Source organism: Thioalkalivibrio sp. AKL19 (assembly GCF_000420165.1).
Lineage (GTDB): Bacteria > Pseudomonadota > Gammaproteobacteria > Ectothiorhodospirales > Ectothiorhodospiraceae > Thioalkalivibrio.
The window spans coordinates 32,869-51,572 of the sequence record NZ_ATUK01000011.1 but is presented as its reverse complement, the minus strand read 5'-3'; the positions used below and the strand labels follow the sequence as shown (position 1 = coordinate 51,572).

General features: G+C 66.6%; 21 protein-coding genes. 19 read left to right on the top strand and 2 right to left on the bottom strand.

Annotated elements, in window-relative coordinates; all coding sequences use genetic code 11:
- Positions 1-63 precede the first annotated feature (63 nt).
- The 10 genes from hisB to F817_RS0105185 all read left to right on the top strand — a co-directional run bounded on the left by hisB (position 64) and on the right by F817_RS0105185 (position 8,033).
- Positions 64-657 (top strand): imidazoleglycerol-phosphate dehydratase HisB, encoded by a 594-nt coding sequence (gene hisB, locus F817_RS0105230; RefSeq protein WP_024326657.1) that lies wholly within the window; start codon positions 64-66, stop codon positions 655-657.
- Positions 658-980: 323 nt separating this feature from the next.
- Complete coding sequence (gene hisH / locus F817_RS0105225) at positions 981-1,637, top strand: imidazole glycerol phosphate synthase subunit HisH (protein ID WP_024326656.1); 657 nt, start codon at positions 981-983, stop codon at positions 1,635-1,637.
- 10 nt (positions 1,638-1,647) lie between these two features.
- Positions 1,648-2,376 carry a 1-(5-phosphoribosyl)-5-[(5-phosphoribosylamino)methylideneamino]imidazole-4-carboxamide isomerase gene (gene hisA / locus F817_RS0105220; protein WP_024326655.1) on the top strand — a complete coding sequence of 243 codons (729 nt, stop codon included), beginning with the start codon at positions 1,648-1,650 and terminating at the stop codon, positions 2,374-2,376.
- A 1-nt stretch (position 2,377) separates the two neighbouring features.
- The gene (hisF, locus tag F817_RS0105215; protein ID WP_024326654.1) at positions 2,378-3,172 is read left to right on the top strand and encodes an imidazole glycerol phosphate synthase subunit HisF; all 795 of its coding nucleotides are present in this window, start codon (positions 2,378-2,380) and stop codon (positions 3,170-3,172) included.
- Positions 3,169-3,537, top strand: a complete 369-nt coding sequence (locus F817_RS0105210) for a phosphoribosyl-ATP diphosphatase (protein ID WP_019594633.1) — start codon at positions 3,169-3,171, stop codon at positions 3,535-3,537. The genes hisF and F817_RS0105210 overlap by 4 nt, the downstream gene beginning before the upstream one ends.
- A gap of 221 nt (positions 3,538-3,758) precedes the next feature.
- The gene (gene tatA, locus F817_RS0105205; protein WP_024326653.1) at positions 3,759-4,049 is read left to right on the top strand and encodes a twin-arginine translocase TatA/TatE family subunit; all 291 of its coding nucleotides are present in this window, start codon (positions 3,759-3,761) and stop codon (positions 4,047-4,049) included.
- Positions 4,050-4,093: 44 nt separating this feature from the next.
- A complete protein-coding gene (tatB, locus tag F817_RS0105200) occupies positions 4,094-4,801 on the top strand; it encodes a Sec-independent protein translocase protein TatB (protein WP_024326652.1) in 708 nt (235 codons plus the stop codon).
- Complete coding sequence (gene tatC / locus F817_RS0105195; protein ID WP_024326651.1) at positions 4,798-6,012, top strand: twin-arginine translocase subunit TatC; 1,215 nt, start codon at positions 4,798-4,800, stop codon at positions 6,010-6,012. Before tatB ends, tatC begins: the two co-directional genes overlap by 4 nt.
- Before the next feature lie 101 nt (positions 6,013-6,113).
- Complete coding sequence (gene gpmI / locus F817_RS0105190; protein ID WP_024326650.1) at positions 6,114-7,664, top strand: 2,3-bisphosphoglycerate-independent phosphoglycerate mutase; 1,551 nt, start codon at positions 6,114-6,116, stop codon at positions 7,662-7,664.
- A 12-nt stretch (positions 7,665-7,676) separates the two neighbouring features.
- Positions 7,677-8,033, top strand: a complete 357-nt coding sequence (locus F817_RS0105185) for a cupin domain-containing protein (protein ID WP_024326649.1) — start codon at positions 7,677-7,679, stop codon at positions 8,031-8,033.
- Between the two features lie 250 nt (positions 8,034-8,283).
- Here the strand turns inward: F817_RS0105185 and pyrE are convergent, their stop codons facing one another.
- Positions 8,284-8,919, bottom strand: a complete 636-nt coding sequence (pyrE, locus tag F817_RS0105180) for an orotate phosphoribosyltransferase (RefSeq protein WP_024326648.1) — start codon at positions 8,917-8,919, stop codon at positions 8,284-8,286.
- Between the two features lie 113 nt (positions 8,920-9,032).
- Here pyrE and F817_RS0105175 point away from each other — a divergent pair, with 113 nt between their 5' ends.
- Both F817_RS0105175 and F817_RS0105170 read left to right on the top strand, forming a co-directional pair.
- On the top strand, positions 9,033-9,806 hold the full coding sequence (locus tag F817_RS0105175; RefSeq protein WP_255346992.1) for an exodeoxyribonuclease III: 774 nt from the start codon (positions 9,033-9,035) through the stop codon (positions 9,804-9,806).
- 36 nt (positions 9,807-9,842) lie between these two features.
- Positions 9,843-11,258, top strand: coding sequence for an AmpG family muropeptide MFS transporter (locus tag F817_RS0105170; protein WP_024326646.1), 1,416 nt, complete (start codon positions 9,843-9,845; stop codon positions 11,256-11,258).
- Positions 11,259-11,354: 96 nt separating this feature from the next.
- On the opposite strand, the gene F817_RS0105165 is transcribed toward F817_RS0105170, so the two are convergent.
- On the bottom strand, positions 11,355-12,545 hold the full coding sequence (locus F817_RS0105165) for a hypothetical protein (RefSeq protein ID WP_024326645.1): 1,191 nt from the start codon (positions 12,543-12,545) through the stop codon (positions 11,355-11,357).
- Between the two features lie 371 nt (positions 12,546-12,916).
- Here F817_RS0105165 and F817_RS0105160 point away from each other — a divergent pair, with 371 nt between their 5' ends.
- From F817_RS0105160 to F817_RS0105130, 7 genes are all read left to right on the top strand, one after another.
- Positions 12,917-13,453 (top strand): MarR family winged helix-turn-helix transcriptional regulator, encoded by a 537-nt coding sequence (locus F817_RS0105160; RefSeq protein ID WP_024326644.1) that lies wholly within the window; start codon positions 12,917-12,919, stop codon positions 13,451-13,453.
- Between the two features lie 23 nt (positions 13,454-13,476).
- Positions 13,477-13,878 carry a hypothetical protein gene (locus tag F817_RS0105155; protein ID WP_024326643.1) on the top strand — a complete coding sequence of 134 codons (402 nt, stop codon included), beginning with the start codon at positions 13,477-13,479 and terminating at the stop codon, positions 13,876-13,878.
- A gap of 83 nt (positions 13,879-13,961) precedes the next feature.
- The gene (locus F817_RS0105150) at positions 13,962-15,203 is read left to right on the top strand and encodes a Zn-dependent hydrolase (RefSeq protein WP_024326642.1); all 1,242 of its coding nucleotides are present in this window, start codon (positions 13,962-13,964) and stop codon (positions 15,201-15,203) included.
- A gap of 25 nt (positions 15,204-15,228) precedes the next feature.
- A complete protein-coding gene (locus tag F817_RS0105145; RefSeq protein ID WP_018144911.1) occupies positions 15,229-15,972 on the top strand; it encodes a cysteine hydrolase family protein in 744 nt (247 codons plus the stop codon).
- Entirely contained in the window at positions 15,969-17,426 is a 1,458-nt protein-coding gene (locus F817_RS0105140; protein WP_024326641.1) for a sodium:solute symporter family protein, read from the top strand. The genes F817_RS0105145 and F817_RS0105140 overlap by 4 nt, the downstream gene beginning before the upstream one ends.
- Positions 17,423-17,545 (top strand): hypothetical protein, encoded by a 123-nt coding sequence (locus F817_RS14740; RefSeq protein ID WP_255346991.1) that lies wholly within the window; start codon positions 17,423-17,425, stop codon positions 17,543-17,545. Before F817_RS0105140 ends, F817_RS14740 begins: the two co-directional genes overlap by 4 nt.
- Positions 17,533-18,615, top strand: a complete 1,083-nt coding sequence (locus F817_RS0105130; RefSeq protein WP_024326640.1) for an aspartate carbamoyltransferase — start codon at positions 17,533-17,535, stop codon at positions 18,613-18,615. Before F817_RS14740 ends, F817_RS0105130 begins: the two co-directional genes overlap by 13 nt.
- The last annotated feature ends 89 nt before the right edge of the window (positions 18,616-18,704 follow it).

Sequence of the window (18,704 nt, the reverse complement as noted above, 5' to 3'; positions counted from 1 at the left end):
GCGGTCATACCGGGCGGGCGCCAGCCTTGCTACACTGGCCTTTTACCGTGCCTGAACCGGAACATGACTGAACGTACCGCATCCGTCCGCCGCGACACCCTGGAGACCCGGATCGCCATCGAGCTGAATCTCGACGGTACCGGCCAGAGCCACCTCGAGACCGGCATCCCGTTCCTCGATCACATGCTGGACCAGGTGGCCCGCCACGGTCTGGTGGATCTCGACGTGCGTGCCGAGGGCGACCTGCACATCGATGCCCACCACACGGTGGAGGACATCGGGATCACCCTGGGCCAGGCGCTGGTGAAGGCCCTGGGAGACAAGAAGGGTATCCGCCGCTATGGCCATGCCTACGTCCCGCTGGACGAGGCGCTGTCGCGCGTGGTGATCGATTTCTCCGGGCGCCCGGGGCTGGAGATGCATGCCGACTTCCGCCGCTCGCACATCGGCGAGTTCGATGTTGATCTGTTCCACGAGTTCTTCCAGGGGCTGGTCAACCACGGCTGGATGACCCTGCACATCGACTGCCTGCGCGGGGACAACGCGCACCATGTCGCCGAGACCATCTTCAAGGCCCTTGGCCGCGCCCTGCGGGTGGCGGCCGAGCTCGATCCGCGCTCGGCGGGGATCACGCCGTCCACCAAGGGCAGTCTCTAAGGAAACACTGATCCATGTACACACTCGCGTTGGTACCCCAGGTTTTCCGAGACAAGGCGCGGTGCGCAGTGGGTAGTGGTTCTACCCGCCCGGTCTTGATGGATTCGGGGCGCAACGCCGGATCGGGGAACCTGGGGTGCCAACCCCAAGGGGCTCGGCCGCCTGTTGTTATCAAAAACGGGCGCGCGCACGGCGTTGCGGTTCCTTTGTGCAGAATGACTGCACGGCAGTCACCGCGCCTTGTTCGCACGCAAAAGCGACTCGAGCGCGAGCGTGTACATGGATCAGTGTTTCCTTAACGGACCAACGGACGAGAACCGGCCATGGAAACTGTTGCCGTCATCGATTACGGCATGGGGAATCTGCACTCGGTCGTGCGTGCACTGGAGCACGAGGCCGCGGGCGACCAGCGCGTACTGCTGACCGACGACCCCGAGACCCTGCGCGAGGCCGACCGGTTGGTGTTTCCCGGCCAGGGCGCGGCCGGGGACGCCATGCAGGCGCTGTCGAGTCGCGGGCTCGACCGGCTGCTGCCGGAGCTGGCGGCGGACCGCCCGTTCCTGGGCCTGTGCCTGGGCCAGCAGATCCTGATGGACGCCAGCGAGGAGAGTGGCGGTGTCGACCTGCTGGGTATCCTGCCGGGCCGGGTCGCGCGCTTCCCCGCCATGCAGGGTGCGGATGGCCGGCGCCTGAAGATCCCGCACATGGGCTGGAACCGCGTGCTGCCGGCGCAGGAGCATCCCCTGTGGCACGGCCTGCCGGAAACCCCGTGGTTCTATTTCGTCCACAGTTACCGGGTGCAGCCCGAGCGCGAGGCCGATGTGGCCGGGCGCACCGATTACGGCGAGACCTTTGCCTCGGCACTGGCGCGGGGCTCGTTGTTCACCATGCAGTGCCATCCGGAGAAGAGCGCCGCCTGCGGGCTGCGCCTGCTGCACAACTTTCTGCGCTGGGACGGAGACGGTCCCGGGGCGTCGTGAGGAGTCGAAGATGCTGGTCATTCCCGCAATCGATCTGAAGGAAGGCAAGTGCGTTCGCCTGCGTCAGGGGAACATGGACGATTCCACCGTGTTCGGCGAGGACCCGGTGGAGATGGCAAAGCGCTGGGTGGATGCCGGGGCCGAGCGGTTGCATATCGTCGATCTCGATGGCGCCTTCGCCGGCCAGCCACGCAATGCCCAGGCGGTGCACGCGATCGCCAAGGCCTTCCCCGAGTTGCCGATCCAGATCGGCGGCGGCGTGCGTGACGAGGACACGGTCCAGGCCTACCTGGACGCCGGGGTGGAGTTCGTGATCATCGGCACCCGCGCCGTCAGCGCCCCGCACTTCGTGAACGACCTGTGCCTGGAGTTTCCCGGCCGTATCATCGTCGGGCTGGATGCCAAGGACGGCAAGCTGGCGGTGGATGGCTGGTCCAAGCTGTCGCACCACGACGTGATCGATCTGGCCCAGCACTTCGAGGCCGACGGCGTGGTGGCCTTTGTCTACACTGACATCGCCCGCGACGGGATGATGAAGGGCCCCAACGTGGAGGCCACCGCGCGCCTGGCGAGCAACGTGCGGGTGCCGGTGATCGCCTCCGGCGGCATCAGTTCGCTGGACGACCTGCGCAACCTCGCCGCGCGCGAGGAGGACGGCATCACCGGCGCCATCGTCGGCCGGGCCTTGTACGACGGCGCCTTCACCCTGGAGGAGGCCCGCAAGGCCCTCGCGACCTGAGATGCTCGCCAAGCGCATCATCCCCTGCCTGGATGTCGATGCCGGCCGCGTGGTCAAGGGCGTCAACTTCGTGGGCATCCGCGATGCCGGCGATCCGGTGGAGATCGCCCGGCGCTACAACGCCCAGGGCGCGGACGAGATCACCTTCCTCGACATCACCGCCTCCAGCGACGACCGCGAGACCATCCTGCACGTGGTCGAGGCGGTGGCCCGCGAGGTGTTTATCCCGCTGACCGTGGGCGGGGGCGTGCGCGCGGTGGAGGACATCCGCCGCCTGCTGAACGCCGGGGCCGACAAGGTCTCCATCAACACCGCCGCGGTGCACCGGCCCGAGCTGGTGCGCGAGGCCGCCGACTGGGTCGGCAGCCAGTGCATCGTGGTCGCGATCGACGCCAAGCAGGTCAGCACGGGGAATGAACCACCGCGCTGGGAGGTCTTTACCCACGGAGGTCGCCGCGAGACCGGTCTGGACGTGGTCGAGTGGGCGCAGCGTATGGAGTCCCTGGGGGCTGGCGAGATCCTGCTGACGAGCATGGATCGTGACGGCACCCGCATCGGCTTCGACCTGCCGCTGACCCGCGCGGTCAGCGATGCGGTCGGCGTGCCGGTGATTGCTTCGGGCGGGGTCGGTGAACTGCGGCACCTGGTGGAGGGCGTGACCGAGGGCCATGCCGATGCCGTGCTGGCGGCCAGTATCTTTCACTTTGGTCAGCACACGGTGGGCGAGGCCAAGGACGCGATGGCGGCCGCCGGCGTCCCGGTGCGGCCGAACGACGCCGAGGTCGCCGCGCAATGACCGATTCGACTCCCCGTCCGGGTGGTGCCGAGGTGCTTTCCGCGCTCGCCGAGGTGATCGAGCAGCGCCGCCAGGCCGACCCGGAGCAGTCCTACGTGGCGAAGCTTCACGCGCGCGGGCTGGACGAGATGCTCAAGAAACTGGGCGAGGAATCGGCGGAGACGCTGATCGCGGCCAAGAATGACGACACCGACGCCCTGGTGTCAGAAATGGCCGACCTGTGGTTTCATGCCCTGGTAGTGCTCGCGGCCCGCGGACGACACCCGGACGATGTCCTCGATGAACTGGGCCGGCGTTTCGGCCTGTCGGGCGTCGCCGAGAAGGCTGCGCGCGAAACCAGTGGTCGCCGGTCCGACCATTCGTAGCGTGTACATTAAGCGGTGTTTCCCCGCGGGGGCTCATTTAGTCGCCGGCTGTAAAGCGTTCGTTCATGTGGCGCGGCTACACTGCAATCGCAGCGCCCTGTCCGCGAAGAAAAAGCGACTCCAGCACGAACGTCCCCGGTGGCGGGTGTGCCCCAGAGTTGATTATGGGCCTGGCGCCGTTCAGGCTAACCCCAAAGTTGTATGACTGGAGAACAGAGTCCATGGGTATTGGTGGTATCAGTATTTGGCAGCTCCTCATCATCCTGTTGATCGTCGTGCTGCTGTTCGGCACGAAGAAGCTGCGCAACATGGGTGGGGATATCGGCTCGGCGATGAAGAATTTTCGTCAGGCCGTGAAGGATCCCGACGCCGAAGAGAAGAAGGAAGGCGAAGAGGGCGAGCCGCCCGAGGTCGAGGACCAGACCGACGAGAAGGGCCGCGTCGTCGACGCCGAGGTCAAGAAGAGCAGCGAAAAGGATTCCGACGCCTCGCAATCGGACAAGAAGTCCTGAACGTCGCGCCCGGCGCGACGGACCGGCTCGAGCGGCGGTAGCCCATGTTCGACATCGGCTTCTGGGAAATCATCATCATCGTGCTGGTGGCGCTTCTGGTCGTCGGGCCGGAGCGGCTGCCCGGTCTTGCACGCGAGATCGGGCGCTGGGTCGGCAAGACCCGGCGCTTCGTCCACAGCGTGCGCTCCGATTTCGAACAGGAGCTGCAGACCGACGAGCTGCGCAACATGCTGAAGAGCCAGGACCGCGAGATCCGCCAGCTCAAGAACATGATGGACGAGACCGAGACCAGCCTGCGCGAGGATATCGAGGATACCGAGCGCGGATTGCGGGAAGACATCGAGGGCCCGCCGAAGACGCGCAAGAACCTCTCCTCCAGCGAGCAAGAGGCGCTCTCCGGGAAGAAGTCCAAGCCCGCGGTGCGGGACAAGCCCTCCATGCGCAGCCCGGAGGCCGCTGCCGGCGACGCGCAGGATGATCCGGAGACGTCGGAGAAGACGACGACCGAGGAGCCCACGGAGGTTCGCCGCGTGCCGACCCAGGGCAACCTGGACGGCAACCTGATGACCGACGATCCCGCCCTGGCCGCCGAGCAGAAGGCGCGCAGCGCCGATGGCCCGCGGCCGGAACGCAAGAAGCCGGCCGTGCGCGAGCGCCGCACGCCGGATGCGTCCAGCCCGTCATCGAACCAGGATCCGGATTCCGCCGGCGACGCCACTCACGACGACCAGACCCCTGACAAGCACTCATGAGCAAGACCAAACCGGGGGTCGAGCCGAGTCCGGAAGCAACCGAGACCCTGCTCACGCACCTGATCGAGCTGCGCGACCGCATCCTCAGGATGTTCATCGCCATCCTGGTGGTGTTCCTGATCCTGTTCCCGTTCGCCAACCCGATCTACACGTGGCTGGCCGATCCGCTCATGCAGCACCTGCCGGAAGGCACCAGCATGATCGCGATCGACGTGGCCGCGCCGTTCCTGATCCCGTTCAAGCTGACCCTGCTGCTGGCGGTGGTGCTCAGCATCCCCTACCTGCTGTATCAGGTCTGGTCCTTCGTGGCCCCGGGGCTTTACTCGCACGAAAAGAGCATGGCGCTGCCGCTGGTGGCGTCGTCCACCGCGCTGTTCTATCTGGGGATGGCGTTCGCCTACTTCGTGGTCTTTCCGCTGATCTTTGCGTTCTTTACGGCCACGGCGCCCGAGGGCGTGGCGGTGATGACCGACATCTCGCGTTATCTGTCGTTCGTCATCATGTTGTTCATCGCCTTCGGCATCGCCTTCGAGGTGCCGGTCGCAACCATCCTGCTCGTCTCCATGGGGGCCACGACCCCGGCCAAGCTGGCGCAGAAGCGCCCCTACGTGATCGTTGGCGTGTTCCTGGTCGGCATGGTGCTGACCCCGCCGGACATCATCTCGCAGACGCTGCTGGCCCTTCCGATGTGGCTGTTGTTCGAGATCGGCCTGATTCTGTCGCGGATCATGGAGCGCAAGAAGGCCGAGCGCCGCGCCACGGCGGGCGGTGACGATGCGGCCGGGGCCGATGATGACGGGCCGGACGACGATGGTCCGGGCGGTGGCGGTGGTGCGCCGCGTAGTGGCGGCAGCGGCGGCGGTTCGCGCAAGCAGGCCGCGGCGGCATCCACGGCGTCCGCATCGGGGCGCTCTGGGCCCGCCAGTGGCGAAGGCACCACGGCGGCGGCGCGTACCGGCTACACTCCGTTGACGGACGAGGAGATGGATGCCGAACTCGACCGTCTCGAGGAAGAGCAGGCCGAGCTGCGGCGCCAGCGCGAGGCTCCGCGTGACCCTGCCGCGCATGCGGACGAGGCTGTCGGCGGAGATCCGGCACCCGATGCCGGCCCGCCGGCCTCTTCCGGTGCGCCGAGCGATGACGGCCCGCCCGCCGCCCCGGGTGAAGCGGATGCGGCACCGGGGGGGCGCGACGCCGGGCGGGATCGCTGACCCTCCGGTGCGAAGCACGTTTTGTGCGGCCCCTGCCCCGCCAAGCATTGGAACTTGCTAAAATACCCGGGTAACCCATTGACCCAGGTAATGATCCCGCGATGGCAGACCCGCGTTCCACCCCCCGCCGCCCCGTCCTGCTGATCGTCATGGACGGAGTGGGCGTGAACCCCTCCAAGCTGAACAACGCTTACGCCGAGGCCAATACACCGCGTCTCGACGAGTACCTCTCCACCCATGCCCATACAACGCTGGACGCCTGTGGCCGGGCCGTCGGGCTGCCGGACGGACAGATGGGCAACTCGGAGGTCGGGCATCTCACGCTGGGGGCGGGCACGGTGATCAACCAGGACCTGGTGCGCATCGACGACTCCATTGCCGATGGCAGCTTCTACGAGAATGACGCCCTGGTCAGCGCCGCACGCGCGGCGGCCAACAACGACCTGCCGCTCCACCTGATCGGACTGGTCTCCGATGGCGGTGTGCATTCGCATATTCGTCACCTGCGCGCCCTGGTCGAGATCTGTCAGCGCGAGGGCGCGCGGCCGATGGTGCACATGATCACCGACGGCCGTGACACCGCACCCCGCTCCGCACTCAACTACCTCGATCCGCTCGAGGAGGAGCTGGCGAATGCCGGTGGCGCGATCGCCACGGTGTGCGGGCGCTATTATGCGATGGACCGCGACAAGCGCTGGAAGCGCACGGAGAAGGCCTTCCGCGCGATCGCCTACGCCGAGGGCGAGGCCGCCGGATCCGCCCGCGAGGCCATCGAGGCCGCCTATGGCGCCGGCGAGGATGACGAGTTCATCAATCCGCGCATCATCAACGGCGGCGCGCCGCTGGGGAGGGATGCGGTCTGCGTGCTGTTCAATTTCCGCAACGACCGCCCGCGCCAGCTGACGGCCGCCCTGGGTATGGACGAGTTCGACGGCTTCGATCGCGGCGACTTCCATCCGGTGTCCGAAACCTGCCTGACCGAGTACGACCCGCGTTTCCTGTCGCCGATCGCCTTTCCCCCGGAGCGCCCGTCGACGACCCTGGGCAGCACGATCGCCTCCGCCGGCATCCCGCAGTTCCACTGTGCGGAGACCGAGAAGTACGCCCACGTCACCTTCTTCTTCAACGGCGGCAAGGAAGAGCCCTACGCCGGCGAACAGCGCGTGATGGTGCCCTCGCCGTCGGTGGATACCTATGACGAACAGCCGGAGATGAGCGCCAGGCAGGTCGCCGACGAGACCATCCAGGCGATGGAGAGCGGGCGCTACGGCTTCATCCTGGTGAACTTCGCCAACGGCGACATGGTCGGGCACACCGCGAAGCGCGAGGCCCTGATCCAGGCCGTCCAGAGCCTCGACCGCGAGGTCGGTCGCGTGCTGGATGCCGCCAAGGAACTGGAGTACTCCGCGATCGTGACCGCCGACCACGGCAATTGCGACGAATACATCGACCCGGTGACCGGGGCGCCGCATACCCAGCACACCATCTATCCAGTGATGTGCATGATCACCGACTCGCAGCGCTGGCGCCTGCGCACCGGCGGCGGGCTGGCCGATGTGGCCCCGACCGTGCTGGAGTTGATGGGGGTGCCCAAGCCCGCCGCAATGGGCGGGCACAGCCTTTTGCTCGAGGAAGTGCCGGCCTCGGCCTGAGCAGGGGGAGCCATGCACACGCGCTACAGTGACATCCCGGCCTACGACACCAAGGACGGCTCCGAGATCCGCGAGCTGATGCACCCCGACGTGCATGGCAATGCCGCCCAGAGCCTGGCCGAGGCCGTGGTGGAACCCGGTGCGATTACGCGCCTGCATCGCCACGCCCGCACCGAGGAGCTCTATCACGTCACGCGCGGACAGGGCGAGATGCGTCTGGGCGAGGAGACCTTCCCGGTGAGTGTGGGCGACACCGTCTGCATTGCCCCCGGCACGCCGCACAACATCCGCAACACGGGTAGCGAGCCGCTGCACATCCTGTGCAGCTGCTCGCCGGCATACTCGCACGACGACACAGAGCTCCTGTAGTCCGGGGCGGCGTATGCCGCACCACGCCGCATCCCCCGACCTCCCGTCATTGCGAGGAGGCGCAGCCGACGAAGCAACCTCCGTCCGGAACCACCCGATCCCGGCCCGCCCCCTGTCAGCTTCTGGAGGTTACTCGCTTCGCTCGCCCTGCGGGCCGGCCTGCGGCCGTTCAACGCAGCTTCGCTGCTTTTGTGCTTCGTCGCTGCACTCCTCGCAATGACGGGGTCATGGATGCCGCGGTACGCGCCCCCTATACCCCGTATTCGGCGCGGTAGGCGCGCAGGGCCTCCAGGTGTTCGGGGGCTCGGCCGGTGTCCTCCAGCATGGTCACCAGATCGCCAAGCCGGGCGACACGCACCACCTGCAGGCCAAGATCGGCCTCGACCTCCTGGATGGCGGAGCGCTCGCCGCGGCCGCGTTCCTCGCGGTCCAGCGCGATCGCGACCCCGACCGGCGTGGCCCCCGCGGCACGGATCAGGTCCACCGACTCGCGGATCGCGGTGCCGGCGGTGATCACGTCGTCCACGATCAGCACCCGTCCCTCCAGCGGGGCGCCGACGATGTTGCCGCCCTCGCCGTGGTCCTTGGCCTCCTTGCGGTTGAAGGCCCAGGGGCGGTCCATGCCGTGGTCGCGATAAAGCGCCTCGGTCACCGCCGCCGCCAGCGGGATGCCCTTGTAGGCCGGCCCGAACACCAGGTCGAACTCGATGCCGGAGTCCTTGATTGCCCGCGCATAGAATTCGCCGAGCCGCGCCAGGTCGGAGCCCCGGTTGAACAGGCCCGCGTTGAAGAAGTACGGACTCACCCGCCCGGACTTCAGCGTGAACTCGCCAAAGCGCAGTACATCGCGTTGCAGGGCATATTCCAGGAAGGCGTGGGCGGTCATCGGGCTGCTCCGGTCATAAAACGCCGTATTCTGACACACCCGCCCGCGAATCCGGCATCGGCGCCGGTCGGGGCCCTTTTCCGCGCCCGCGCGCACGGGTATTGTTCCCCGCCATGCGCATACTCTCGATGAACGCCAACGGCATCCGTGCCGCCGCCCGCAAGGGCTTCTTCGACTGGCTCCCGGGGACCGGGGCCGACGTGGTCTGCATCCAGGAGACCAAGGCCCAGATCCACCAGATCCAGGGCGAGCCCTTCCATCCACCCGGGTACCACAGTGTCTATGTCGATGCGGTGAAGCCCGGCTACAGCGGGGTGGCCCTGTACAGCCGCCGCCAGCCGGACGAGGTCATCACGCGTATCGGCTTCGAGGAGGCGGACAACGAGGGCCGTTATGCCGAGATGCGTTTCGGCAACCTGTCGGTGGTCTCGCTGTACCTGCCGTCGGGCTCCTCCGGCGATCATCGCCAGGATTCCAAGTGGCGTTTCCTGGAGTTCTTCCGGCCCTGGCTGGCGGAGCGCATGCAGGACGGGCGCGAATGGGTCATCTGCGGCGACTGGAACATCGCCCACAAGGAGATCGACCTGACCAACTACAAGTCCAACCGCAAGAATTCGGGCTTCCTGCCGGAAGAGCGGGCCTGGCTGGACCATCTGTTCGACGAGATCGGCATGGTGGATGTGTTCCGCCGACTGGACGAGCGCCCGGAGCGGTACACCTGGTGGTCCAACCGCGGCCAGGCCTGGGCCAAGAACGTGGGCTGGCGCATCGACTACCAGATCGCCACGCCGGGCATCGCGGCCACCGCGCATGACCCGTACATCCATACCGACGATCGCTTCTCCGACCACGCGCCGTTCTGGATCGACTATGACTACCAGCCCTGATCGGGGCATGTTCCTCGCATTCGGTGACGTCGGCGCATGACTGGAGTCGCTGAAGCACAACGGCCCCCGAGCCGCGACTGGCGCGCGGCCCTGGCGGTCTACCGCCACCCACGGGTCATCGGGATGCTGTTCCTCGGCTTCGCCGCGGGGTTGCCGCTGCTGCTGACCGGCGGGACCTTTACCGCCTGGCTGCGCGATCTCGGGGTGGAGCTGGCCTCCATCGGCTTCCTGTCCTGGGTCGGCATGGCCTACAGCATCAAGGTGTTCTGGGCGCCGGTGGTCGACCGCCTGGCCCTGCCGGTGCTGACCCGGGTCTTCGGCCGCCGCCGTGCCTGGATGCTGTTCGCCCAGGCGGTGATCATCCTCGGCCTGGCCGGGATCGCCCTGACCGACCCGGTCGAGCACCTCTGGCTGGTTGCCGTCTGGGCCGTGCTCACCGCATTCGGCGCCGCGACCCAGGACATCGCCATCGATGCCTACCGCATCGAGGCCGTCAGCCAGGAGCGCCAGGGGGCGATGGCCGCGGCCTACGTGTTCGGTTACCGCGTGGCCCTGCTGACCGCCGGGGCCGGGGCGCTGCATATCGCCGCCATCGGGAGCTGGAGCCTGTCCTACGGGGCCATGGCCGCGCTGATGCTCGTGGGGGTGGTCTGTACCCTGATCGTCCGCGAACCCGAGGTCGCCCGGCGCGACTCCGCCACGGCGCGGCTCGAGGACCGCGTGGTCCACTACCTCAACAGCACCTCGGATACCGGCTGGTGGCGGGACCTCAAGGCCTGGGCCATCGGCGCGGTGGTCTGCCCCTTTGTCGAGTTCTGGCAGCGCTTCGGGAAGATCGCCCTGGTCGTGATCGCCTTCATCGCGGTCTTTCGCATCAGCGACATCTTCATGGGGGTGATGGCCAACCCGTTTTATCTGGACATCGGATTCACCAAGGAAGAGATCGCCAATATCGCCGCTGCCTTCGGCCTGGCCATGACCCTGACCGGCGCGGCCCTGGGCGGGCTGCTGGTGGTGCGTTTTGGCATCATGCGCATGCTGATCGCGACCGCGATCCTGGCGCCGCTGACCAATCTCACCTTCTCCTGGCTGGCGACCCTCGGTCCCGAGACCTACGGCCTGGTGTTCGCCATCATGGCCGACAACCTGTCGGGTGGCATGGCGATTTCGGTGTTCATCGCCTATCTCTCCAGTCTGACCAACAGCGCCTACACCGCCACCCAGTACGCCCTGTTCAGCTCCATCATGACCCTGCCGGGGCAGTTCCTCGCCGGCTTCACCGGCGTGCTGGCCGAGCACATCGGATGGGTCTGGTTCTTCGCCAGTTCGGCCCTGATCGGGATCCCCACCATCCTGCTGGCGCTTGCCCTGATGCGCTGGGCCAACCCCGACCAAATGCCCCAGCCCGGCCGGCCCGATGTGCCCGAGCCGCAGGCCGCGAATAGCGCCTGACCCAGGGCGCTGCCCCGAGCACAAAAAAGCCCGCACCGGATGGTGCGGGCTCCATTCGTCCGAAGGCCGTCAGGCGACGACCTTCCGCGACCGCCTTTAGAAGTAATACCCGAAGTTAATATTGAAACGGGCCTCCCAGTTGTCGTCCTCGTTGGCCCCAAGGCGATCGCCAAACGGGTTGTCGCCGCGACGGTTGCCGCCCACGAACTCGTTGCCGTTGGAATAGGCCAGGTCCGTGTAGATGTACCAGTTGCCCCGCGCCCAGGCGGCGCCCAGCACCAGCATGTCGCTGTTGTTGAAGTCACTCTCGCTTTTCACGATGGAGGAGACCTCGGCGTAGGGGATTACGTAGTCCAGCCACGGGATGTTGCTGGTTTCCTGGTAGTAACTAAGCGAGACGGCCGGAATCCAGCCCTCGGCTGCCACGGTATTGGGGAAGTCATACGCGCCCATCTGGACGAGCGTGTCCGTTCCAAGCGGCTGGTTCGCGTCCACGTCGAACTTGTAATAGGTCAGCTGGCTGGCCAGGGTCCAGTTGCCCCAGTTGTTGACCATGTGGCCCGAGACCGCGTAGTGGTCGCCATCGCTTTGCGGACCCTTGCTCTTCAGCTCGCCGTACTGGGCCGAGAAGCCGACGTCGGTGTCGGCATTCGGGATGCTGTAGATCCCGCGCACGTTGAACTGATTGCGTTCTTCGTAGCCGTCACCCGATTCGTTGACGACATCGTAGGAGTACCGGGCGCTGTCCCGGGTATCACCCGAGTAGTGCCCCTCATCGCGAGCGTAGTAGCCGAAGTCCCAGGTCCAGTCGCCCATCGGCATCGTGTACTTGACGCCGAGATCCATGTCGTCGGAGAGGCCCACGTAGTAGTGCTGGTCGAAGAACCAGCTCTGGGAGACGCCGTAGGGGCCCGGGCCGAAGGGCACGCGGTTCACGCCGACCTGCAACTGGCTCTCGTTCTCGAAGTTGTAGCCCACCCAACCGGTGTGCAGCATGTTGTAGCCGTCGTACCAGCGGTACTCCAGCTTGCCGAGCCAGGGGCCGTTCTCGTAGTCGAGGTTGATGCGAGCGGTGTCGAGGACGAAGTTTCCGCCCTTGTCCCACGATTCGCGGTCGGAGTCGGGGTAGTCACCGATTACGTAGTTCGCGCGCAGGGCGCCGCCGATCGACAGGTTGCCAACCTGGATGCTGTCGTATTCCGCGGCAGCGACATTCGGGCCCAGGAACAGGGCCAGGGCAACGGCACCGGACAGGGGTGCCAGGGTCCAGCTCATCGTCTTCTTCATTGCGATTCCTCTCTGGTCGGGCGGGTCGGGTGTCGCAGTGGCCTTCCGGCCCGACACGCAGTGCGTCCGGCCTCCCGAATCCAACGCGGGGAATGCTTATGAGCACTTCCTGGTGCGTTGTAAACAGGCGACGTGAGTCCCGCACACTGTGGTATGACCACGACACTCGCCCCGTGTTCCTTCTCTGGCTCGAGGGCCTGCAGCTGCCCGGCTTCCCCCGGCGTAGCGGGAAGGGCTCTCCGCTGGAGCAGGCTCCCCAATCCACTTGTGTAGAGCCCGTGGCGCGATTTCGCCAGCCGGGGCGTAAGTTGCAATGGAACTATTTTTGTACAAAAATAACTAACCGAGTGATTCAATTGCGAGAAGTTTTGATGGCATCCACCCAGGCTGTGCCCCAGGCACCCGAAAACGAGAGCGGCCCGGCGGCCAGTACCCAGGGCGAGCCGGATGTCGCGCGCTCGGTGATCCGCCAGTTACGCGTGATCATCCGCGCCCTGCAGGGCCATTCGCGGACCGTGGAGCGAGCCTGCGGGATCAGTGCCTCGCAGCTGTGGGCGCTGTGGGAGCTGCAGCGCACACCGGGGCTGAACGTCAGCGACCTGTCGCGCCGGCTCTCGGTGCATGCCTCCACCACCTCCAACCTGCTGGACAAGCTGGAGCACCGTGGCCTGATCGAGCGCCGGCGTCCGGAAAAGGACCAGCGCATCGTCCGCCTGTACGTGACGAATGCGGGTATGGAGTTGCTGGACAAGGCACCGGCCGCGCCGCAGGGTGAGCTCAACCGGGCCCTGCAGTCGCTGCCGAAGGGCCGCCTCGAGGAACTGGATCAGGGCCTGGACCTGTTGGTCGAGGCGATGAATACAACCGAGCCCAAGGCCGGGCTGCAGCCGTTCGACGGCAAGTCCTGAGCCGGGGTGACGCGGAGGCCCCGATGCGACTCATTCGCCCCCTCCTGCCGTTTCTGCTCTGGCTGCCGCTTGCCGTGAGTGCCCAGCCGGCATTCGACGCACCGCCCGAACGCTCCACGGATGGCGGCTTCACACTCGCCTGGGAGGCCGATGGGCCGGTGGTGCTGGAGCAGGCCACCGGGCCGGATCATGGGGATGCGCGCACGCTCTACGAGGGCGGTGATACCAGCACGGTCATCAGCGGCCTGCCCGACGGTGAATACCGTTTCCGCCTGCGCGCCGCGGATGCCGACGCCTGGGCCGACGAGGCCACGGTCGTGGTCGAGCATCACAGCCTGGCGCGCGCCTTCGGCTTTTTCGCGGTGGGCGCAGTCGTCTTCCTGGTCCTGATCGGGGCCATCCTGCGCGGCCGTCCGCGCGACTGATTCACCCGGTCCAGTCCTGTCGATCCGTGTTGGCGTAGAACGTTTTCGCTTGATCCGGGGTGGACCCGCTAAAGGAGGTTTCCATGACGGATCTCAAGATCAACATGCAGCGCCTGCAACAGGACATCAACGAGTTGGGGCAGATTGGTCGTGATGCCGACCGCGGCCTGCATCGCCGCGCTTTCAGTGAGGGCGACCGCGCGGGGCGCGAGTGGTTTCGGGGGCGCCTCGAGGCTGCCGGCCTGGATGTCTGGCAGGACGGTGCCGCCAACCTGCATGGGCGCCTGGACTACGACGGCAAGCGCCCGGTAGTGGCCATGGGTTCGCACCTGGATACCGTGCCCGGTGGGGGTCCGCTGGACGGGGCGCTGGGCGTGTTGATCGGGCTGGAGGTGCTGCGCACTGCCAAGGAGAATGCGGTCGACCTCGAATACCCCCTCGAGGTGATCGACTTCACCGACGAGGAAGGCCGGTTCGGCGGCATGTTCGGTTCCCAGGCGATGGCCGGCAAGCTGACCCCGGAGAGCATCAGCCACGCCCGCGACCTGGAAGGGGTCACCCTGGTCGAGGCGATGGCCAACTGGGGCCTGAACGCCGATGACGCCCTGGCCGCGCGGCGCGACCCGCACACCCTGCACGCCTTCATTGAAACCCATATCGAACAGGGCCCGGTGCTGGACCGCCGCGGCCTCAGTGTCGGCGTGGTCGAGGCGATCACCGGCCTGTTCAAGTGGGAGGTGCGCCTGAAGGGCCAGCCCAACCACGCCGGCACCACGCCGATGGACATGCGCATCGATCCCTTCCAGGGGCTGGCGGAGTTCGGCGGCGAGATCAATCGCCTGATCGAGGAGCATGGCAGCCCGAACTCGCGCGCCACCATCGGCCGCGTGGAGCTGGCACCGGGGGCGGCGAACACCGTGCCGGGCATGGCGACCTTTTCCTTCGAGGTGCGCGACACCGACGAAAAGGTCCTGACCGCGCTGGCCCATGCGGCCCGGCGCACGCTTTCGAGTCTGGCCCGTCGGCGCGACCTGATGTTCGAGTTCGACGTCCTCTCGGAGATCGACCCGGTGCGCTGTGACCCGGGCATCGTCCAGACCATCGAGGCGCAGGCCGAGCGCATGGGGCTGGAGTACATCACCATGCCCAGCGGCGCGGCCCACGACACCCAGAGCATGAGCCGCATCACCCGTACCGGCATGATCTTCGTGCCGAGCCTGCAGGGGCGTAGCCATTCCGCCGCGGAATGGACAAACTGGGAAGACATCGAGACCGGCGCCAATCTGACCCTGCAAAGTGCCCTGGCGTTGGCCGCTCGGCAATAAATCGCGACGAGAGGAAGCGCCCGGAATGGCCGAACACGACAACGTCACCCAGTTGACCGACTACGACTCCCTGGATCCGCTGCGCGAGCAGTACCAGGAAAGCCTGATCACCACGCCGGTGCTGCGTCAGGAGTTGCGGGAGCACCATGTTGCCCTGCTGTGCATCGACTTGCAGTATCTGGATGCCGCGCGCGGCCACGGCGTGTTCGCGAACTCCGCCGACTCTGGTGTGCCGCTGGAGGCCCAGGAGTATTACTTCAATCGCCTGGAGCAGACGGTGCTGCCCAATGTGCGCCGCCTGCAGGATGCCTTCCGCGAAGAGGGGCTGGAGGTGATCCATACCCGCATCCGCTCGCTGACGCATGATGGCCGCGACCGCAGCCCGGGCCACAAGCGCCTGAACCTGCACGCGGCCCCCGGTTCCAAGGACGCCGAGTTCGTCGAGCAGGTGGCCCCGGTGGGCGACGAGATCGTGCTGGACAAGACCGCCAGCGGGGTCTTCAATTCCACCAACCTCCACTACATCCTGCGCAACCTGAACATCAGCGCGCTGTTCATCGTCGGGGTGTATTCCAACGAGTGCGTCTCCACCGCCGTGCGGGATGCCTGTGACCTGGGCTTTTATGTCACCCTGATGGACGACGCCACGGCCACGGTGACGCCGGAGATGCAGAAGGCCACGCTCACGACCATCAAGGACCGCTACGCCCGCGTGATGACCACCGACGAGGCGATCCGCGAGATTAAGAAGGTGCAGGAGGCTTCGTGACCGGTCTCGATGACCCGATCCTCCCGACCTCCATCGCCTGGGGGCTGCTGGCGGCGTTCAGCGTCCTCTGGGTCGTGCTGGGCTGGTGGCTGGGTCGTCGCAACAAGACCGCCGAGGATCACATGCTGGCGGGGCGCAACGTCGGTCTGGCGCTGGCCACCGCCACCGCGATGGCCACCTGGGTCACTGCCAATACCACGATGACGGCCCCGCAGCTGGCGCTGCAACTGGGGGTCTGGGGCATGCTCGGCTACTCGCTGGGCGCCCTGGGACTGATCCTGTTCGCGCCGCTGGCGCGGCGCATCCGCGAACTGATGCCCGAGGGCTTTACCTCCGGCGACTTCATCCGCCTGCGCTACGGCAAATTCACCTGGCGGGTGTTCCTGGTGGTGTCACTGATCTACGCCTTCGGCTGGCTGGTCTCGATGGCGATGGCCGGCGGCGTGCTGATCAACGCCCTGGCCGGCATCGACTACCGCGTAGGCATGACCGTCATCCTGACTGTCTGCGTGCTCTACACCCTGCTGGGCGGCCTGCGCGCGGTGATCGGCACCGACTTCATCCAGACCGTCATCATCATCGCCGGCGCGGCGTTCATCGCCTGGCTGACCATCGACAAAGTCGGCTTCGAGGCAATCCACTTCAACCTGATGGAAGAGCGCCCGGAACTGCTCAGCCTGCTGTTCCCGGCCGCGATCATGTTCCTGTTCAACAACCTGCTGTTCGGCGTGGGCGAGATCTTCCACTCCAACGTCTGGTGGTCGCGCGCCTTCGCCTTCGGCCGCAACGTGGGCTTTCGCGCCTACCTCTTCGGCGGCTTGCTGTGGCTGCCGATCCCGATCGTCGCCGGTTTCATCGCGCTGGCCACGCCGGCGTTGGGGATCAACGTGCCCGCAGCCGACATGGTCGGGCCGCTGGTGGCCGCCGAGGTGCTGGGCCTGACCGGGGCGATCGTGGTGTTCATCGTGGTGTTCGCCGCGCTGGCCTCCAGTCTCGACTCGCTGCTGGCGGCCACGTCCGACCTGGTCACGCGCGACATCTATCGCGGGCACATCCGCCCGCAGGCCAGCGAGCAACACCAGTTCCACGCGACCAAGGTGATCGTCGTGCTGCTGGGGCTGTTGACCTGGCTGGCGGCCAGCTACCGCGGCGAGATCCCGATTGTCGGCTCCCTGGCGGAGCTCCTGTACTTCACCGGCGCCTTCGTGGCCTCCGCGATCTGGCCCATCGTCGCCGGGCTGTACTGGAAGAAGGCGAACCCGCAGGGCGCCGCCTGGTCGATGATACTGGGGTCCGGCATCGGGCTGACCAGCTATTTCCTGATCGGGTTCTACGTGGCCGCGCTGGTCGGGGCCGCCGTGTCGCTGGCCGTGATGGTCCTGACTACCTGGCTGATGCCGCGGCCGTTTGACTGGGGCCGCCTGGCCCGTTCGGACGCCGAGGTGCCGGCATGACGATCTCGATTACCGCACTGTCCGTGATCGTGGTCCTCGCCACCAGCGTGGCGACCCTGACCCCGATCCTGCTGATTGCCCTGTTCATCCGCGACTGGAAAAAAGGATGCCTCTGGTGAACTACACCGAAGATCCCCTGCATGTACTCCACCCGAAAGACGGCGCCGCCGGTACCGACCGGCCGAAGGCGCTGCTGGACGCGGTGGAGGAAGACCCCGATCCGTTGCTGAAGTTGGCGGCCTCGCATGTGGTCTCCAGCCAGCAGTTCTCGCGTGACGAGCTGCTGCAGCTGTTCCGCCTGGCGGCGCAGTACGAGACTACCCCGGCGCTGATGCACCTGCCGCTGGCGGGCAAAATCCTCATCAGCGCCTTCTACGAGCCGTCGACGCGCACGCGACTGTCGTTCGAGAGTGCCTGGCACCGCCTGGGCGGGTCGGTCATGTCGATTACCGACCCCAAGAGCACCGGTATTGCCAAGGGCGAATCGCTGGCGGACATCGCCGAGATGTTCAACAACTACGGCGATGTGCTGGTGCTGCGCTCCTCCGACGGCGAGGCCGCGCACAACATGCTGGAGAATCTGCGCATCCCGCTGGTCAATGCCGGCAACGGCATCGACGAGCATCCGACCCAGGCGCTGGCGGATGTCTATACCCTGGCCAAGTGGCGCCCGGAGCTGTTCGCCGAAACGGTCGCGCCGGAAAGCCGCGTCAAGGTGGGCATCATCGGAGTGCCGTCGCGGATGCGCACGGTCCGTTCCCTGCTGCGCCTGTTGAGCCTGTTCCCGGAGGCGGTCGAGGAGGTGGTGATCATCTCGCGCGAGGACGAGAACTTCGACCCCGGCCAGCGCGAGGAGCTGGAGCAGGCCGGGCTTTCGCTGCGGGTGGTGCACGACCTGGACCCGGTGCTGCCGGAGCTGGACGTGGTCTACATCAACGCCATTGCCTGGGTCGGCGATACCTTCGAATCCATGGGCGAGGGCCTGAAGCTGGATCGCAACTCGCCGCTGAAGCAAGGCGCGATCGTCATGCATCCGCTCGCGCGTGGCAACGAGTTGTCCACCGACCTCGACGACACTCCGCACAACTGGTACTTCGCCCAGGCCCGCGGGGCGGTGTTCGTGCGCATGGCGCTGCTGACCACGGTGGTGCGCCGCATCAGCGCGGTGATGGACACCCCGGAAGGCTGAACCTTTTCACTGAACCGCGAGCGGCGTGGCGCGCCGGCCTGTCCGGCCCGCGCCCCGCTCGCCCCGAACGGATAACCAAGGAGACATGC

Coding starts and splice junctions, on each gene's coding strand:
- tatB (WP_024326652.1), top strand. CDS start 4,094: ATGTTCGACATCGGCTTCTGGGAAATCATCATCATCGTGCTGGTGGCG.
- F817_RS0105175 (WP_255346992.1), top strand. CDS start 9,033: ATGCGCATACTCTCGATGAACGCCAACGGCATCCGTGCCGCCGCCCGC.
- pyrE (WP_024326648.1), bottom strand. CDS start 8,919: ATGACCGCCCACGCCTTCCTGGAATATGCCCTGCAACGCGATGTACTG.
- F817_RS0105185 (WP_024326649.1), top strand. CDS start 7,677: ATGCACACGCGCTACAGTGACATCCCGGCCTACGACACCAAGGACGGC.
- F817_RS0105210 (WP_019594633.1), top strand. CDS start 3,169: ATGACCGATTCGACTCCCCGTCCGGGTGGTGCCGAGGTGCTTTCCGCG.
- tatC (WP_024326651.1), top strand. CDS start 4,798: ATGAGCAAGACCAAACCGGGGGTCGAGCCGAGTCCGGAAGCAACCGAG.
- F817_RS0105130 (WP_024326640.1), top strand. CDS start 17,533: ATGCCTCTGGTGAACTACACCGAAGATCCCCTGCATGTACTCCACCCG.
- hisH (WP_024326656.1), top strand. CDS start 981: ATGGAAACTGTTGCCGTCATCGATTACGGCATGGGGAATCTGCACTCG.
- gpmI (WP_024326650.1), top strand. CDS start 6,114: ATGGCAGACCCGCGTTCCACCCCCCGCCGCCCCGTCCTGCTGATCGTC.
- F817_RS0105165 (WP_024326645.1), bottom strand. CDS start 12,545: ATGAAGAAGACGATGAGCTGGACCCTGGCACCCCTGTCCGGTGCCGTT.
- F817_RS14740 (WP_255346991.1), top strand. CDS start 17,423: ATGACGATCTCGATTACCGCACTGTCCGTGATCGTGGTCCTCGCCACC.
- hisB (WP_024326657.1), top strand. CDS start 64: ATGACTGAACGTACCGCATCCGTCCGCCGCGACACCCTGGAGACCCGG.
- F817_RS0105145 (WP_018144911.1), top strand. CDS start 15,229: ATGGCCGAACACGACAACGTCACCCAGTTGACCGACTACGACTCCCTG.
- F817_RS0105160 (WP_024326644.1), top strand. CDS start 12,917: ATGGCATCCACCCAGGCTGTGCCCCAGGCACCCGAAAACGAGAGCGGC.
- F817_RS0105150 (WP_024326642.1), top strand. CDS start 13,962: ATGACGGATCTCAAGATCAACATGCAGCGCCTGCAACAGGACATCAAC.
- tatA (WP_024326653.1), top strand. CDS start 3,759: ATGGGTATTGGTGGTATCAGTATTTGGCAGCTCCTCATCATCCTGTTG.
- hisA (WP_024326655.1), top strand. CDS start 1,648: ATGCTGGTCATTCCCGCAATCGATCTGAAGGAAGGCAAGTGCGTTCGC.
- hisF (WP_024326654.1), top strand. CDS start 2,378: ATGCTCGCCAAGCGCATCATCCCCTGCCTGGATGTCGATGCCGGCCGC.
- F817_RS0105170 (WP_024326646.1), top strand. CDS start 9,843: ATGACTGGAGTCGCTGAAGCACAACGGCCCCCGAGCCGCGACTGGCGC.
- F817_RS0105155 (WP_024326643.1), top strand. CDS start 13,477: ATGCGACTCATTCGCCCCCTCCTGCCGTTTCTGCTCTGGCTGCCGCTT.